Origin of the sequence: uncultured Acetatifactor sp., from assembly GCF_948601915.1 — a bacterium.
Taxonomy (GTDB): domain Bacteria; phylum Bacillota; class Clostridia; order Lachnospirales; family Lachnospiraceae; genus Acetatifactor.
In genome coordinates this window covers 17614-33196 of sequence record NZ_CAPDXS010000018.1, presented here as the reverse complement: position 1 = coordinate 33196, position 15583 = coordinate 17614, and the positions used below count along the sequence as shown (strand labels likewise).

Here is a 15583-nt window from a genome sequence, read left to right as displayed (position 1 = left end):
CTGAATCCATCGCCTGATAATAAAGAACAGAATCAAACGACAGTTGAATGGAGGGAAGTATATGGAAATCGGAAAAAAGATCAGGAATCTGCGCCTGGAGAAAGAAGTGAAGCAGGAGGAGCTGGCGGAGTACCTGGGCGTGTCCATCCAGGCCGTGAGCAAATGGGAGACGGAAGCCAGCGTGCCGGACATCGCGCTGCTGCCTGGCATCGCCGTCTTCTTCGGGGTCACCATCGACGAGCTGTTCCAGCTTTCGGACGAAGCCGAATTTGAACGGATCGAAAACATGTTCTGGCATGAGAGGCGCATCGCCCCCGAGACCTTCGACCACTGCGTCAGGTTCCTGGAGGGCGTGCTGAAAAGCGACCCGAAGAACGTCCGGGCCTGCTGCTGCCTGGCCTATCTGTACAACCACAGGGCGGCCAGTGACCATGACATGGCCAGCGAATACGCCAAGAAAGCCCTGGAGCTGGCCCCTGACGATAAGGGCGGCTGGGTGGCGTTCCTGGAAGCCAACAACGGAGTCTGCGGGGACGAGTGGTACGACAACCATTTCGAAGTCATAGAATATTTCAGGGAATTCCTGAAGAAGAATCCGGGCAACTACCGGGGGCTCTACGCGATCATCGAAAACCTCCTGGACGACGACCGGTTCGAAGAGGCAGTCCCCTATATCCGGCAGATCCGCACCGAAGCCAAGACAGGACAATATGAAGTCTACATGGGTGACGTGATGTTCGGCAAAGGAGACCCGGAGAAAGCCCTGGAATACTGGAACGCAGCGGTGGAGCATTTCCCGGACAGATGGCAGTCCTACTGCGACAGGGCGGACGGCCTGAAAAAGCTGGGCCGCTATGAGGAGGCCCTGGCGGACTACGAGAAGTGCTTCGAGATGCAGGAGCCGCCCAGGATTACCGATGGCCTGCACTCCATGGCCCAGGTGCATGAGCTGCTGGGGGACTTCGATGCCGCCATCCGGGACAGGCAGCGCATCATCAAATGCCTGCGGGAGGAGCACAAGACCCTCTCAGGAGAGGGCATCGACAGCCAGAAGCGGGAGATTGAGCGGCTGAAAGGGCGCAAGGCAGTATGATAGAGATAAGAGAACTGAAACAGGCGCAGATGCATCCAGGGCTGCTGGAGTCGTTCCGCCACATACAGCGGATAACGGATAAGTACGTGAAAAAAGGAAATGCCTATGAGCTGGTAAGAACCGATGAAATCCGCCAGTGGAACGCGGAAAAGAGAATCCGGCTGTCCCAGTATCTGTGCCGGCAGGCGGACAGCGGAGGCGCTGTGGTAGGCGCTTTCGCTTCCGAAGGCAGACTGGTGGGCTTCGCCTCCCTGGACGGAACCCTGCAGGGCGCGGCAGACGGACCTAAGTATGCGAACCTGACCATGCTCTTCGTAGACGATGAATGGAAACGGCAGGGCATCGGGAGGAATTTGTTTGAACGGATATGCCTGTGTGCCAGGGACAGAAAAGCGGATAGGCTTTTCATCTCGGCGATTTCCTCCTATGAAACCATCGCATTTTATTTCAGTATGGGATGTACGGATGCCAAGTCTATCATAGAAAGCTTCGTTGACACGGAGGAGGATCGTTATCTGGAGTATGCTCTGAAAGAGGATATGCGTTAAAAACGGAAGCCCCACTCATGGGTGGTGGCTTCCGTCCTTAGTTGAAAGAACATATCGTGGCTGAAGGGGCTACAGCAAATCTTTTTCTGCCAGAAAAGCAGTCAATTCCCCTATGGGAACCACGCACTGCCCCATCGTATCCCTGTCCCTTACGGTCACGGTGTCCTGCTCCAGGGTCGTGTCATCCACCGTGATCGCATAGGGAATGCCTATCGCGTCCCCGCGGCGGTATCGTTTTCCGATGCTTCCGGACTCCTCGTACTGTGCCATGCAGCATTTCGCCAGCATCGTGTACAGTTCCCTGGCTTTCCAGGCATGCCGCTTTTTGATCAGCGGCAGCACATTGACCTTGATCGGCGCCGAGTAATATATCCAATCCCGAAGCGGCTGTCAACATAATCTTCAGATTTTCGGAAAAAACGTAAAAAGCCTCTTGACAGTTCCCTAACGTCACCCCGTATGATGGACTTAGCATTTGGAGACAGGAAAGAAGAGAGAAGGAGGCAAGTCCAAAATGGAAGAAACCTTATACACCGCGGGCGAAATCGCAAGGATAGCGGGGGTATCCCTGCGCACCATCCGGTTCTACGACGAGAAGGGCCTGTTGAAGCCGGTCTCCTATTCGGAGGCGGGATACCGCTACTATAACCAGGAGTCCCTGGTCGTGCTCCAGCGCATCCTGATGCTGAAATACCTGGGCTTCTCCCTCCAGCGGATCGAGGAGATCATGACGTCCCGGAACATGGAGCTGCGGCTCTCGGAGCAAAAGGAGCTGCTGATACAGAAGAAAAGGCAGCTGGAGGAGATCATCTCCGCCATTGAGATGATGGAGAGCAGCCGGGAGAAGGACAAATGCGGCTTCCTGATTCGGCTGCTGAACCTCCTCACGGAGGAGGAGAAGGTACAGGAGCAGTACAGGACCGCGGACAACCTGGAGAAGAGGATCCGGCTCCACGATTACAGCACCAGCCCTCTGGGGTGGATGGAATGGGTGTATGAGCGCCTGGAGCTGAAAGCGGGGGAGAGGGTCCTGGAGCTGGGCTGCGGCACAGGACTGCTGTGGCAGGAAAATGTCCGCAGGCTGCCGGAGGGGCTGCGGCTGACGCTGACGGACCGGTCTGAGGGGATGCTGGAGAAGGCCCGGGAGAACCTGTCCCCCTTCCGGGAACTTTTGGAGGCAAAGGGGATACGGGTGGAATACCGGATCTGCGACGCGGACAGCCTTGTGCTGGAGAGGGAAAGCCATGACTGCATCGTGGCCAACCATATGCTGTACCATGTAAAGCGCAGGGAGGCCTGCCTGAGGGAGATCGCCCGGGGCCTGAAGCCCGGGGGAAGGTTCCTGTGCTCCACCATAGGCGACAGCCATATGCGGGAGCTGCACGAAATCGTGGAGGTCTTCGATGCCAGGATCGAGATGCCCTTCCGCAGCATCACCGGGGGCTTTCGGCTGGAGAACGCCATGGAGCAGCTACGTCCTCATTTCACTCGGATAGAGAGGATGGACCAGGAGAACGACCTGATTGTGGACGACATAGAGGCAATCTACGACTATGTGTCATCCTATCCGGGCAATGCCGCCTGCATCCTGGAGCAGCGGGGAGAGGAGCTGCGGGGCCTACTCAGGCAGCGGATGGACAGGGAAGGGGCGATCTTCATCCACAAGTCCGCGGGAATCTTCCGGTGCAGGCTCTGACGATTTCGTCAGGGCCTGTCTTGTGGTTTCGGGCAGCGGATGCTACAATGGAAGGGAGAGGCGGACGCTGTCTTCCGCCCGGGGGAGGAATGGCGGTATGATACGTTTTCTGGATATCTTGTCTTTTGGGCTGGAGTGGGGATATGTGCTGGTCTTCTGCTGGATGCTGCACACGTTCCTGCCCCTGCGCCGGAATCGGGCGCTGCGGATTCTGGCATTCTTCGCCTGCAGCCTCCTGGCCCCCGCGGTCATCTACTCCAATGACCTGCCGGGGCTGATAGGCGTGCTGACAGGCTTTGGGGCCTATGTGGCCCTGTTCCACAGAGGGCGGTGGATGGAGAAGCTCAGCGCCGTACTGGTCTTTGGCCCCGCGCTGATCGCCGTGAACTATATGACCCAGGACGCAGGGAGCAGGCTCTTCTTCGGCCTCACCCACGCGCCGTCGGGACTGTCCCAGGGCTGGACGCGCCAGGAGCTTCTGGCCAGCACCGCCATCCACACGGGCTTCCAGCTGGTGCGGCTGCTGTTCTGGACAGGGGCCTGGCTGCTCTTAAAGAAGCATCTGCGCCGGATCACATCCGACCTGACGGCCAGGATGTGGCTGGTGGTGGACGCCCTGATGCTCTCGCCCTTTGTGGCCATCTTCACCATTATCTATTTCCTGCCGGAGGATCCCGTGATTGTCTACCCCATCTGCGTGACCTCCATTTTCTCCGGCTTCGGCTGCATCTGGCTCGCCGCTTATATCTGCGCCTCCGTGCGCACGGCCTGCCATGCCCGGGAGCTGGAGGTGAAGCAGGATTATTACAGGGACCGGATGAAGGATGAGGAGCGGGTGCGGGGCATCTACCACGACCTGAAGAACCATCTGCTGGTGCTGCAGGCCCGGACGGAGGACGGACAGGAGCTGCGCAGGTCCGTCCAGGGGCTGCAGGAGCAGATTGGCGCCTATGAGGACTATTACCATACGGGAAACGAATTTCTGGACATCATCCTGCGGGACAAGGCGGGCAAGGCCCAGGAGAGGAAGATCGCCTTCAGCGCCATGCTCTCCATGGAGGACAGCGCCTTTTTAGATCCCCTGGACATCAGCACAATCTTCGGCAATGCCCTGGACAATGCCATCGAGGCCAGCGAGAAGCTCCCCGAGGAACGGCGGGCCATCGTCGCCAAGGCGGGCCGCATCCGGGACATTTTAGTGGTGAGCGTGGAGAACAATGCCCTGCCGGAGGCTGCGCCCTCGCTGAAGACTACCAAGCGGGACGAGAGCGCCCACGGCTTCGGCCTCCCCAATATCCGAAAGGCCGTGGAGCGCTACGGGGGTCAGTGCAGCGTCAGGGCCCGGGAGGGCCAGTTCCTGCTGAAGATCATGATTCCTGTGCCCTGACAGCCCCGCCCGTCTGTTCTTTTCGCGGAATCGGATTCCCCCGGTATCCAGGCGGCTGCTTCGATGGCATAGTACCCGGATCCGCAATCGGGAAAGGCTGAATCTGGGGATTGATTCCCGCCGGGGAACTTTTCGGTGCGTCTTTCGTCTATTCAGATAAGCATATATACTGCGCACAGGTTAAATTTACAGTACAACCAGACTGCAGATCGTCAGCCAGGTACTTTCCGGGGGCATCGCTGTAAATCCTGACGGTCTGCGGTATAAGAGATGTGCAGGGAAAGGAGACGAAAGAAGTATGAAGAAAAGAGGATTGGCTCTGATGGGATGCCTGGCGGTGATGGCGGCGGCACTTGGCGGCTGCGGGAAGGAGGAAGGCACTGCAGTGGGAAATGGCGCCGGGGTGGAGGCTGCGCCGGAAAAAGCGGGAGAAAGCAGTGTCGAGTTCGGCATGCCGGACGAGGACAGCACAAAAGGCGGCAGCAGCGTGAAAGAAGCGGACAGCACAAAAGACGGAGACAGCGGGAAAAGCGCAGGAAATGAATCAACCACCGCCCGGAGCAATGGAGAAGCGCCGGGCAAAACGCCGCAGGAAACGGAAAACAAGGGAAGCGATGGAAAAAACATGGCAGGGTCTCCCGGAGCCGCAGGGACTACGGTGACCCAGGGCGGCCCCTTCGGCGCGATTTCCCTGACCGTGCCGGAGGGGTGGAAGTATGAGCTCTGCCCCATGGACAGCGACAGCCTGCTCATTGGCGACTACGGGATATGCTTTTCCCCGGAGGATGCGGATATCGGATTTGTGGAGATTGCCTATATACGGTCTTTCGGCGTGTGCGGCACAGGGCTTTCCCAGGAGGAGGTGACGGTGGCAGGCTACCCGGCCTGGAAGGGCACCTACGACGGCCATACGTACTGGGATTTCATCGGCTTTAAAGAGCCTATGAGGGATGTGGTGGCTCAGACCTGCTCGGTGGAAGGATGGTGGGAGGGAAATGAGGATGCCGTGATGGAGATTCTGGAGACTTTCACCTTTGACCCGGATGTGCGGGAGGGCGGCGCCTATATCTATCAGAATGAATCGGAAAATGAACGGATAGGCCTGCATCTTTTCCTGGAGGGAATCTCTTCCACAGGGGCCATGCTCTGCTACAGCCAGTATGATAAGGATGCCCCCACCGGGCAGCTGCAGGACGGGGACGATTTTGCCATAGAGGTGAAAAAGGATGGCGAATGGGAGGAGGCGCCCATCGCGGTGGAGGGGGACTATGGATTTTATGACATTGCATATACGATTTCCCCGGACGGCACCACAAGGCGGGAGCTGAACTGGGAATGGCTGTACGGGGAGCTGGCGCCGGGGGAGTACCGGATCCGGAAAGGCGTCACGGACTTCCGGGGGACGGGAGATTACGATAACTATGTGCTTTATGCGCATTTCATTCTGAACTGAGCGCTTCGGATGCCTGACAGCGGCATCCCGGATGCCTATGCCTGGGCCCGCAGTGAGAAGTCTGCCGCCAACGCAGAGGAGCCGCCCTGTGGTGTAAACGAAAAAAGGATAAGAAATGATAGACCGAGCCGAAATAAGTACATCTGCCGCAATTGCGCGGCGGGCCTGGATGGTATACAATAAAAAGGGGATTTTCGAAATCCGCCGTTGTGTTCGTATTCCGTCCAGGCAAAAATGCCTACAGGGCAGATGTGATTTCCTGTACCGGCTGGGTCAGGCATGCGGGAAGATTCCGTGAAAGCAGGACATATGAGTTTACCCTTGAAGCCCGACTGTCGAAAGGAACCGTGGAGGTGACTCTGCTGGACAGGAAAAAGCGGCAGCTGCTGAAGCTGGCGCCGGCGTCCCCCACAGGGAAAATAGAACCAGACCCCAAAAACAGGTATTATCTGCGCCGGGACTTTCATAGCGCAACCGGAAAGTGCCGGCTGGATTGGTGAAAGCTCTTCTTCATTGCATCCCGACTCACGAGCGAAAGCTGCAGGGGACTTCGCGGCAGATTTCGTCGCTTGTGAGTATGAATTCCAAATAAAGAGATACCCAGGAAAGGAGCAGAAAATGGGACACGACACATTTGACATCAAACAGTACGCCCGGACGGCCAGGGCCGTGGTGGCGGAAGGGACTGTCATGCTGCGCAACGAGGGCGGCGTGCTTCCCCTGAGAGAGGGAGAGCGGATCGCCCTGTTCGGCAGAGGGCAGTTCAACTACTATAAGAGCGGCACAGGCTCCGGCGGCATGGTGAACACCAGCTATGTGACAGGCATCCGGGAGGCGCTGGAAGAGAGCAGCTTCGTGCTGAACGAGAAGCTTGCCGCCGCCTACCGGGAATGGCTGAGGGAGAACCCTTTTGACGCAGGCGCGGGCTGGGCGGGAGAACCCTGGTTCCAGAAAGAGATGCCCCTCACCGGGGAGTTGGTGGGCCAGGCGGCCGAGGAATCCGACACGGCTGTCATAATCATCGCCAGGACCGCCGGGGAGGATCAGGACAACAAGGCGGAGGCGGGCAGCTACCTGCTGACGGCGGACGAGGAGGACATGCTGCGCCTGGTCTGCGGAGCCTTCCGGCGCACGGTGGTGCTCCTGAACGTAGGCAATATCATCGACATGAAATGGGTGGAGCGCTACCGGCCCTCGTCTGTGCTGTACGTATGGCAGGGCGGCCAGGAGGGCGGCAACGGCGTGCTGGACGTGCTGTCCGGCGCGGTATCCCCTTCCGGGAAGCTGACGGACACCATCGCCGGGGACATAGCGGACTATCCGTCCACCGGCAACCACGGCGATGAGAAGAGGAACCTCTACCAGGAGGACATCTACGTAGGCTACCGCTACTTTGAGACCTTTGCCAGAGACAAAGTGCTCTATCCCTTCGGCTTCGGGCTCTCCTACACCACCTTCTCCCTGGAGGCCCGGATGGAGGAGGGGAGCGCGCCTGGCGGATTCTGCAGCGGCAGTCCGGCAGCGGGGCAAGGCTGCCGGGAATGCGGGACGGCTGCCGCCCAGGTAAGGCTTCTGGTCAAAGTCACCAATACAGGGGCCGCAGCCGGGAAAGAGGTGGTCCAGGCCTACTGCCAGGCGCCCCAGGGAGCGCTGGGAAAACCGGCACGGAGCCTCTGCGGCTTCGCGAAGACAAAGGAGCTTGCCCCCGGCGAGAGCCAGGTGCTGGAGATCGCCATTCCTGCCCAGGTGCTGGCATCCTATGACGACAGCGGGGCCGCGGGCCACAAATCCAGCTGGGTGCTGGAGGCAGGGGAGTACGTATTCTACGTGGGCACGGACGTGCGCAGCGCCTCTGCGGCGGGAAAAGCGAATATAGAAGACACTATCATAATAGAATCTCTGGAGGAGGCCTGTGCGCCCGTGACGGCCTTTCAGCGCATGAAGCCACAAGCCTGTGCTGACGGCAGCTTCCAGGTGGCCTACGAGGCAGCGCCCCTGCGCACCGTAGATTCCGGACAGCGCAGGGCGGACAGGCTGGCGCAGATACATCAGGCAATAGCGGGCAGCGCAGATCCTTCTGATGCCGTGGAGGGAAGCGGCGCTCCTGGAACAGGAAAAGGCCAGCCGGACGCTTCCGGCAGGACAGAGGACAGCGTCTCTGCGGCAGGTGGCGGAGAGCGGTTTGCCTGCACCGGCGACAGGGGGTACCGCCTGTCCGACGTGGAGGCCGGAAAGGTGTCCATGGAGGACTTCCTGGCCCAGCTTTCCGACGAAGACCTGGCCTGCATGGTCCGGGGCGAGGGCATGTGCTCCCCCAAGGTGACGGCCGGCACGGCGGGTGCCTTCGGCGGCGTCACGGAGAGACTGCAGGCATTCGGCATCCCCATCGCCTGCTGCGCCGACGGCCCCAGCGGCATCCGCATGGACTGCGGCAGCATCGCCTTCGCCATGCCGAACGGCGCATGCCTTGGGGCAACCTTCAATGAGGCCCTGTCCGAGGAGCTGTTCGAGTGGGAGGCGCTGGAGCTGCGCAAGAACAAGATAGACACCTTGTTGGGCCCCGGCATCAACCTCCACAGGAACCCCCTGAACGGGCGCAACTTCGAGTACTTCAGCGAAGACCCCTTTGTGACGGGGAAGATGGCGGCAGCCCAGCTCCGGGCCATGGGCCGCTACCATGTCACCGGCACCATCAAGCACTTCGCCTGCAACAGCCAGGAATTCAACCGCCACACGGTGGAGGCGGTGGTGTCCGAGCGGGCGCTGCGGGAGCTGTACCTGAAGGGCTTTGAGATCGCGGTGAAGGAGGGCGGCGCTTACTCCATCATGACCTCCTACAATCCCATCAACGGCTTCTGGTCCGCGGCCAATTATGACATGCTCACCACCATATTGAGGGGCCAGTGGGGCTATACGGGCATCGTCATGACCGACTGGTGGGCCAAGGCCAACGACGAGGGCAAGTCCGGGAGGACGGAGAACGTTGCCGCCATGGTGCGGGCCCAGAACGACCTGTTCATGGTCACGGCCAATGCCGCCGAGAACTCCCAGAAGGACAATTCCATGGAGAGCCTGAAAGAGGGACGCGTCACAAGGGCAGAGTACCTGCGCAGCGCAGCCAATATCTGCCGCTACCTGCTGACCACCCCCGCCTACCAGCGCATGGAGGGCAGGGAGAGCGAGCTGGACAGGGAGCTGGCAGCGGTGGCGGCCCAGGAGATGGAGAGCTTCGGGGAGCTGGTGCGGGTTCCGGTGGAAGCGGCGGGATGCAGCCTGCCGGTGGAGGAGATCCCCACAGGAAAAGGCAGCAGCGTCACCTTTGAGCTGAACGTCAAAGAGCGGGGCTTCTACAGGCTGGAGCTGACCTGCAGGGTGGCAGGGCAGGGGAGCCTGGCCCAGGTGCCGCTGACCCTGTCCCAGGACAAGCAGATCCTGAAGACCATCTCCCTAACGGGGGAGGACACGGAGTGGAGGACGGAGGAGATCGTCCTGAATCCATCCTTCCACAATACCACCTTCCTGAAGCTCTACTTCGGACAGGGCGGCATGGAGATCCGGGAGGCGAAGCTCGCGCTGAAGGAATCCCTGGAGGAGAAGTTCAGGGCCGTGCGGGCATCCCAGGAGGAGAGCGAATAGAGAGATGCTGTTGACTTTACCTTGCATTTTGCAGGACAATGTAATATAATTGTCTTACAAAAAAGAAGGAGGTTCTGCCATGGCGACATCATTATTGCAAGTACGTGTGGACGATTCCCTGAAGGATGAGGCGGCACAGGTTTTTGAGAATCTCGGAATAGACATTTCCACTGCTGTGCGGATGTTCCTGAAGCGGGCAGTGATGGAAAACGGCATCCCTTTCAGGATGACGCTGCCGAAATCGCCTTATAATGCGGACAGAGGGTATCGGGCTATGGTTGAGATAGGAGAAGCATCCGAGAAGAACGGACTGGCCGACATGTCCCTGGAAGAAATCAATGCCGAGATTGATGCTTCCAGGCGTGAGCGCCAGGCGGTCGATTCGTGAAGTATTACGCGGTTTTAGACACAAATGGCATTGTGTCCGCCATGCTTAAGAACAGCTCGGTTCCTGGTCAGGTAGCGGCGGAAGCGCTGAAAGGCGATATCATCCCTGTCTTGAATGATGAGATTATTGCGGAATATGAGGATGTGCTGAAGCGGCCTAAGTTCCGATTTGACGCAAAGACAGTCAAAGTCTTTTTGGAGGAATTGAAAAAGAGGGCGGTATATACCGGATATGGGATGATAGAGGATGAGATTCCCGACCCGAAGGATTTCGTCTTTTACGCGGTATTGATGGAAAAACGGAATGAGACGGATGCCTGCCTTGTGACCGGGAACATGAAACATTTTCCGCTGAGGGCATACATTGTGACGCCGAGGGAAATGCTGGATATCATCCAAGAGGGCAGATAGTAAAATAAAGAAACGCTCATGCGGCAGAAATGCTTCATGGGCGTTTTTTGTGTATTTGTGAGCCAATCCCGGTTCCGACGGGCGCGCAGGGATACGGCGGAATCAGGACGGCCGCTCCTCCCCCGTTTTCCTGTGGTAGAGCTCCCTGTACTGGGAGGGCGTCATTTTATGTATCTTCTTGAAATCCCGCATGAAATTCTATGGATTTTCGTACCCTGGCATCTTGCTGATCTGGTTCACCGTCAGGCTGGAGTTCTTCAGGAACAGATGCGCCTTCTGGAAGCGTATCTGGTTCAGCAGTTGGGAGAAGGTGCAGCCGAAGAGCTTTTTCACATATCTGGAGCAGTAGGGGATCGTGTAGTGGAGATGCCTTGCCGGCTCCTCTAAGGTGATGGTGGAATAGTTTTCCTGGAGATAGGTCAGGATTTCATGGTCCACATTCCTGACGGGAGCGGATTCCACGGCGGCCGGCCAGTTCCGGGAGAGCTTGGTGAGCAGGGTCATCAGCATGCCCGTGACGATGCGGTCCGCCAGATTTTCGGTACCGGCGGAACCTGCCAGATACAGTATGCGGTGCTGAAGGAAAATGACTATAAGTATCCCACCACGCTGGAAGAGTACGAGGCCATGATCAAGAGCTATCTGGAGGCCCATCCCACCACGGAGGACGGGCTGGAGACCATCGGCATCACTATGAGCGCTTCCGACTGGCACTGGATGATTACCCTGGGCAACCCTGCGGGCTTCATCGCGGACGCGCAGCCTGACAACGGCCAGTGGCTCATCGACGAGAACTACAACTGCACCTATAAGCATGCAAGCGATGACGAGAAGGAGTATTTCAAATGGCCCAGCCGCATGTATGATGAGGGCATCCTGGATCCCAACTTCGCCACTCAGACGGACGACGACTATATCGCAAAGCTGGCCAGCGGACGCGTGGTGGCCATCACTGATGCCAACTGGCATTATGCCCAGGCCCATGCCGCTCTGAAGGCAGAGAACAAGCTTGACAAGACCTACTGCGACCTGCCTGTGACCATGAATGCCGATGACAAAGCGCCTACACTGAAGGACTGGGGGGGAGGGGAGCCATACCTTCCGCTGCGTCCGGACAGGGAAGTACATGAACACCAGGCTGTACCAGAAGCCGGGCAGCGGGGAAGCCGTGGAGCCGCCCGGGCGGATCAGGGCGGAGAAGGACAATACCCTGAACTGGTTCGTCATGGAGATCTTCCATGTGGAGGAGCGGGAAGACGAGAATGTAATCCTGACCAACCGCTTCGGCTCGCCGGTGCAGGTCTGCGAGGACGGAGGGCTGTGGTCCATGAAGCCCGGGGAGGGAACCCCTTTCCGGATGGAGGTGGTGAAGGACGGACAGGCCGCTGCGGCGGAGCTGGCAAAGGGGAAGGATGCTGTGGTGCTGGCCCTTGGGTGCAATTCCATGATCAACGCCAAGGAGGAGGTGGACAGGGGCACCATAGAGCTGCCCCCGGCCCAGAGGCGGCTGATGGAGGCGGTGTACGAGGCCAACAGCAATGTGGCCTTAGTGCTCTTCTCCAATTACCCCTATGCGATTGGATGGGCCCAGGAAAAGCTTCCCGCCATTGTCTGGAGCGCCACCGGGGCTCAGGACATGGGCGCGGCCATGGCGGAGACCCTGTTCGGGGCGAACAACCCGGCGGGGCGGCTGAACATGACATGGTATCAAAAGGACGAACAGCTCCCGGATATCCATCTATGCGGACGTGTGCCTACCCCTGGACAGGGGCACCCTGGAGGGGAAGGAAGGCAAGGCCGTGGAAATCCGGATAGAGCTCACCGGGGACGTGCGGCTGTGCTATTTCCGGATTCGGAAGGGGCAGGCCGGCAGATGACGGGGGAAGCCCTGCCGCAATCTGTCTGAAGCGATACCGGACGCATCAAGTGGTTATCAAAACTACAAAATCGGATTTTCATTACGAAACCAGTTGCTTATTCCTGTAGGAAGTGGTATCCTGTACGTAGGTCATTCCTGAAAATATCTTACGAAAGGCAACAAGTTATGAGCGAAGCATACCATATCATCAGCGACGGCTCCTGCGACCTGCCGGGGGAGCTGGCGGCAGAGAAGGGCATCACAGTGGTTCCCTTTTATGTCTCCTTTGACGACGGACATTATCTGAAGGAAGGCGTGGAGATCGGCATCAGGGATTTTTACCGGCAGATGGTGGACAGGAAGGGCGTTTACCCCAAATCCTCCATGCCCTCCACACAGGACTATGTGGATGCCTTCACGCCCTATGCCGAGCAGGGGACTCCGGTCATCTGCATCTGCATCACCACCAAGTTCAGCGGATCCATGCAGTCCGCGCTGAGCGCTAAAGAAATTCTGCGCGAGACCTGGCCGGAGGCGGAGATTACCGTGATCGACGCCACCATAAACACCGTGCTGCAGGGGCTCTACGTGCTGGAGGCGGCGAAGCTTCGGGACAGCGGGATGGGCTACAGAGAGTGCGTGGCCAGGCTGGAGGAGATCAAGAGCACTGGAAGGATTTTCTTTACCGTGGGCGATATGGAATATTTAAAGCATGGCGGGCGCATCGGCAAGGTGTCCGCCCTGGCGGGCAGCGTCCTGGGCATCCGGCCGGTCATCACCCTGAAGGAGGGGGAAATCTTCCCCTCGGGCATCGGCAGGGGCAGGAAGCGCACCACGGAGAAGGCCATCAGCCTGCTGCTGGACTACCTGGAGGAGAACGGGAGGGCCATGGGCCGCTACAGCATCGCCATCGGCTTCGGGTACGACTACGAGGAGGCTGTGGCATTCCGGGAGCACACGCTGGAAGTCCTCAGGGGCCAGGGATATGACGTGGGCCGGGAGGACATCCCCATCTACCAGATCGGGGCCACCATCAGCGTGCACACCGGGCCCTATCCCCTGGGCTTCGGCATCATTGAGAAGGGCATTGCCTGAGGCGCATGATCCGCAGAGAGAAGCCCGCCCGCTGCTCGGGGCGTTGGAGCGCGGGAAAGGGCTGACGGGGCGCATCGCATACAGGGCGGGAAGGCTTCGCAAAGCAGCAGCGTGGCTGCCGCTCCTGTGGAGCAGTTTGATTACAGATATGCGATATTACATACGATTACAGGGCTCCGGTGCAGTGCATCAGGAGCTCTTTTATATCGGAGAAGCAGTAGTCCGCGGGATAGGGGGTGTCCGCCATGTCCTCCGGCTTCGCCTCCCCGGTGAACACCACGCAGGTGTCCACGCCGCCGTTGATGCCGCAGGCGATGTCGGTGTAGAGCCTGTCCCCCACCACCAAAGTCTCCTCCCTGGAAAAACCGGACAGGGAAAGGCCCAGCTCCACCACGCTGGCGCTGGGCTTGCCCAGGTAGACGGGCTTCCTGCCGGTGGCGTCCGTGAGCATGTTGCAGATGGCGCCGCAGTCCGGGACGAAGCCGAAGTCGATGGGGCAGCACAGGTCGGGATTGGTGCCGTAGAAAGGCGCGTCCGTGGTGGAGAGCGCCCTGCAGGCCTGTATCAGTTTTTCGTAGGTCAGCTCGCTGTCATAGGCGGCTACGATGCAGTCGATATCCCCGTCTGCGGTTTCCGTGACGCGCAGCCCGTTCTTCTCAAGCTCCGCTGTGAAGGAGGCCGTGCCCAGGACGAAGATTTTCCCCTGGGGAAAATGCTCCTGCAGGAACCGCAGCGTCATGTAGCCTGAGGTGATGAACTGGTCCTCGGTGGTCTCCAGACGGAAGGCCCGGCGGAACCTCTCCACATAATCCTGGCCGCTGCGGGTGGAGTTGTTGGTGATATAATAGGCCCTGCCTCCGACCGCGTCGATGTGCGCCAGAAGCTCGGAGCTGCCCTCATAGAGGGTATCCCCCAGGGCCAGGGTGCCGTCTATGTCGAAGAGGAAGAGTTTTTTGCGTCTTAACCGGTTCAGATCTGCATTCATTTCTGCATTCATTTCAGTCGCCCACCTCCTTGCTGATTTCCCACCCAGTATACCATGATACCCTGCGGGATTCAACAGAAAGCTGGCGGCCCCCCATAAAAGAGCGGCAAAAGAAGCTGGCGCAAACGGCCCGGCCGTGTTATGATAATGGAAAAGGAAACATGCCCCGGGGAGAGATGGGCGGGGCGGAAGTGAGGGAAAGATGAAACTGATATCCTGGAACGTGAACGGCCTGCGTGCCTGCGTGCAGAAGGGCTTCATGGAATATTTTAAGGAGGCGGACGCGGACATCTTCTGCCTGCAGGAGACCAAGCTGCAGGGCGGCCAGATAGAGCTGGACCTGCCCGGCTATCATCAATACTGGAACTACGCGGAGAAAAAGGGCTATTCGGGCACGGCCCTCTTCACAAAGGAGGAGCCGCTGAAGGTGAGCTGCGGCATCGGCGTAGAGGAGCATGACCACGAGGGCCGGGTCATAACGGCGGAATATAAAGATTATTACGTCATAACGGTATATGTGCCCAATTCCCAGAGAGAGCTCACGAGGCTGGCCTACCGCATGGAGTGGGAGGCGGCTTTCCTGGACTATATCAGGTGCCTGGAGAAGGAGAAGCCCGTCATCTACTGCGGCGACCTGAATGTGGCCCACAGGGAGATCGACCTGAAGAACCCCAAATCCAACCGCCGCAACGCCGGCTTCACGGACGAGGAGCGGGAGTGCTTCACCCGGGTGCTGGAAAACGGCTTCGTGGACACCTTCCGCCATTTCTATCCGGATCTGAAGGATGCCTATTCCTGGTGGTCCTACATGGGACGGGCCAGGGAGAAGAACGTAGGCTGGCGCATCGACTACTTCGTCACCTCCGGGAGCCTGAAGGAGCGCCTTGCGGACGCGAAGATCCACCCGAACGTCTTCGGCTCCGACCACTGCCCGGTGGAGCTGGACTTGAAGGCATGACGGCATCAGCGTCTCGGAAGCGCCCTGGGCGGCAGCGCCGTGGCCGGGGAGCTGCCGGGCCTGGCGCTGTCCTGTC

At 59.0% G+C, this 15583-nt stretch carries 14 protein-coding genes; 11 read left to right on the top strand and 3 right to left on the bottom strand.

What is annotated here, in order from left to right; genetic code table 11:
* The first annotated feature begins 61 nt into the window (after positions 1-61).
* Positions 62-1093: a helix-turn-helix domain-containing protein gene (locus Q2B33_RS04775; RefSeq protein WP_300566277.1), complete on the top strand. Its 1032-nt coding sequence runs from the start codon at positions 62-64 to the stop codon at positions 1091-1093.
* Entirely contained in the window at positions 1090-1641 is a 552-nt protein-coding gene (locus tag Q2B33_RS04770) for a GNAT family N-acetyltransferase (RefSeq protein ID WP_300566274.1), read from the top strand. Before Q2B33_RS04775 ends, Q2B33_RS04770 begins: the two co-directional genes overlap by 4 nt.
* A gap of 69 nt (positions 1642-1710) precedes the next feature.
* On the opposite strand, the gene Q2B33_RS04765 is transcribed toward Q2B33_RS04770, so the two are convergent.
* A complete protein-coding gene (locus tag Q2B33_RS04765; protein ID WP_296477942.1) occupies positions 1711-1983 on the bottom strand; it encodes a His/Gly/Thr/Pro-type tRNA ligase C-terminal domain-containing protein in 273 nt (90 codons plus the stop codon).
* A 172-nt stretch (positions 1984-2155) separates the two neighbouring features.
* Between Q2B33_RS04765 and Q2B33_RS04760 the strand changes: the two genes are divergently transcribed.
* From Q2B33_RS04760 to Q2B33_RS04735, 6 genes are all read left to right on the top strand, one after another.
* Positions 2156-3337: a MerR family transcriptional regulator gene (locus Q2B33_RS04760; protein ID WP_300566269.1), complete on the top strand. Its 1182-nt coding sequence runs from the start codon at positions 2156-2158 to the stop codon at positions 3335-3337.
* A gap of 97 nt (positions 3338-3434) precedes the next feature.
* Positions 3435-4724, top strand: coding sequence for an ATP-binding protein (locus Q2B33_RS04755; protein ID WP_300566266.1), 1290 nt, complete (start codon positions 3435-3437; stop codon positions 4722-4724).
* A 298-nt stretch (positions 4725-5022) separates the two neighbouring features.
* On the top strand, positions 5023-6177 hold the full coding sequence (locus tag Q2B33_RS04750; RefSeq protein ID WP_300566263.1) for an immunoglobulin-like domain-containing protein: 1155 nt from the start codon (positions 5023-5025) through the stop codon (positions 6175-6177).
* Positions 6178-6795: 618 nt separating this feature from the next.
* Positions 6796-9813, top strand: coding sequence for a glycoside hydrolase family 3 C-terminal domain-containing protein (locus Q2B33_RS04745; protein ID WP_300566260.1), 3018 nt, complete (start codon positions 6796-6798; stop codon positions 9811-9813).
* A 79-nt stretch (positions 9814-9892) separates the two neighbouring features.
* Positions 9893-10201, top strand: coding sequence for a type II toxin-antitoxin system RelB/DinJ family antitoxin (locus Q2B33_RS04740; RefSeq protein ID WP_296462720.1), 309 nt, complete (start codon positions 9893-9895; stop codon positions 10199-10201).
* The gene (locus tag Q2B33_RS04735) at positions 10198-10611 is read left to right on the top strand and encodes a putative toxin-antitoxin system toxin component, PIN family (RefSeq protein ID WP_300566256.1); all 414 of its coding nucleotides are present in this window, start codon (positions 10198-10200) and stop codon (positions 10609-10611) included. Before Q2B33_RS04740 ends, Q2B33_RS04735 begins: the two co-directional genes overlap by 4 nt.
* A gap of 198 nt (positions 10612-10809) precedes the next feature.
* Here the strand turns inward: Q2B33_RS04735 and Q2B33_RS04730 are convergent, their stop codons facing one another.
* Positions 10810-11121, bottom strand: coding sequence for an AraC family transcriptional regulator (locus Q2B33_RS04730; protein WP_300566254.1), 312 nt, complete (start codon positions 11119-11121; stop codon positions 10810-10812).
* Positions 11122-11737: 616 nt separating this feature from the next.
* On the opposite strand from Q2B33_RS04730, the gene Q2B33_RS04725 reads away from it, so the two are divergent.
* Both Q2B33_RS04725 and Q2B33_RS04720 read left to right on the top strand, forming a co-directional pair.
* On the top strand, positions 11738-12517 hold the full coding sequence (locus Q2B33_RS04725; protein ID WP_300566251.1) for a glycoside hydrolase family 3 C-terminal domain-containing protein: 780 nt from the start codon (positions 11738-11740) through the stop codon (positions 12515-12517).
* Positions 12518-12655: 138 nt separating this feature from the next.
* Positions 12656-13564 (top strand): DegV family protein, encoded by a 909-nt coding sequence (locus Q2B33_RS04720; protein WP_300566248.1) that lies wholly within the window; start codon positions 12656-12658, stop codon positions 13562-13564.
* A gap of 166 nt (positions 13565-13730) precedes the next feature.
* Here Q2B33_RS04720 and Q2B33_RS04715 read toward each other — a convergent pair whose 3' ends face one another.
* Positions 13731-14561, bottom strand: a complete 831-nt coding sequence (locus tag Q2B33_RS04715; RefSeq protein WP_300566245.1) for an HAD-IIA family hydrolase — start codon at positions 14559-14561, stop codon at positions 13731-13733.
* A 190-nt stretch (positions 14562-14751) separates the two neighbouring features.
* On the opposite strand from Q2B33_RS04715, the gene Q2B33_RS04710 reads away from it, so the two are divergent.
* On the top strand, positions 14752-15507 hold the full coding sequence (locus Q2B33_RS04710; RefSeq protein ID WP_300566242.1) for an exodeoxyribonuclease III: 756 nt from the start codon (positions 14752-14754) through the stop codon (positions 15505-15507).
* The last annotated feature ends 76 nt before the right edge of the window (positions 15508-15583 follow it).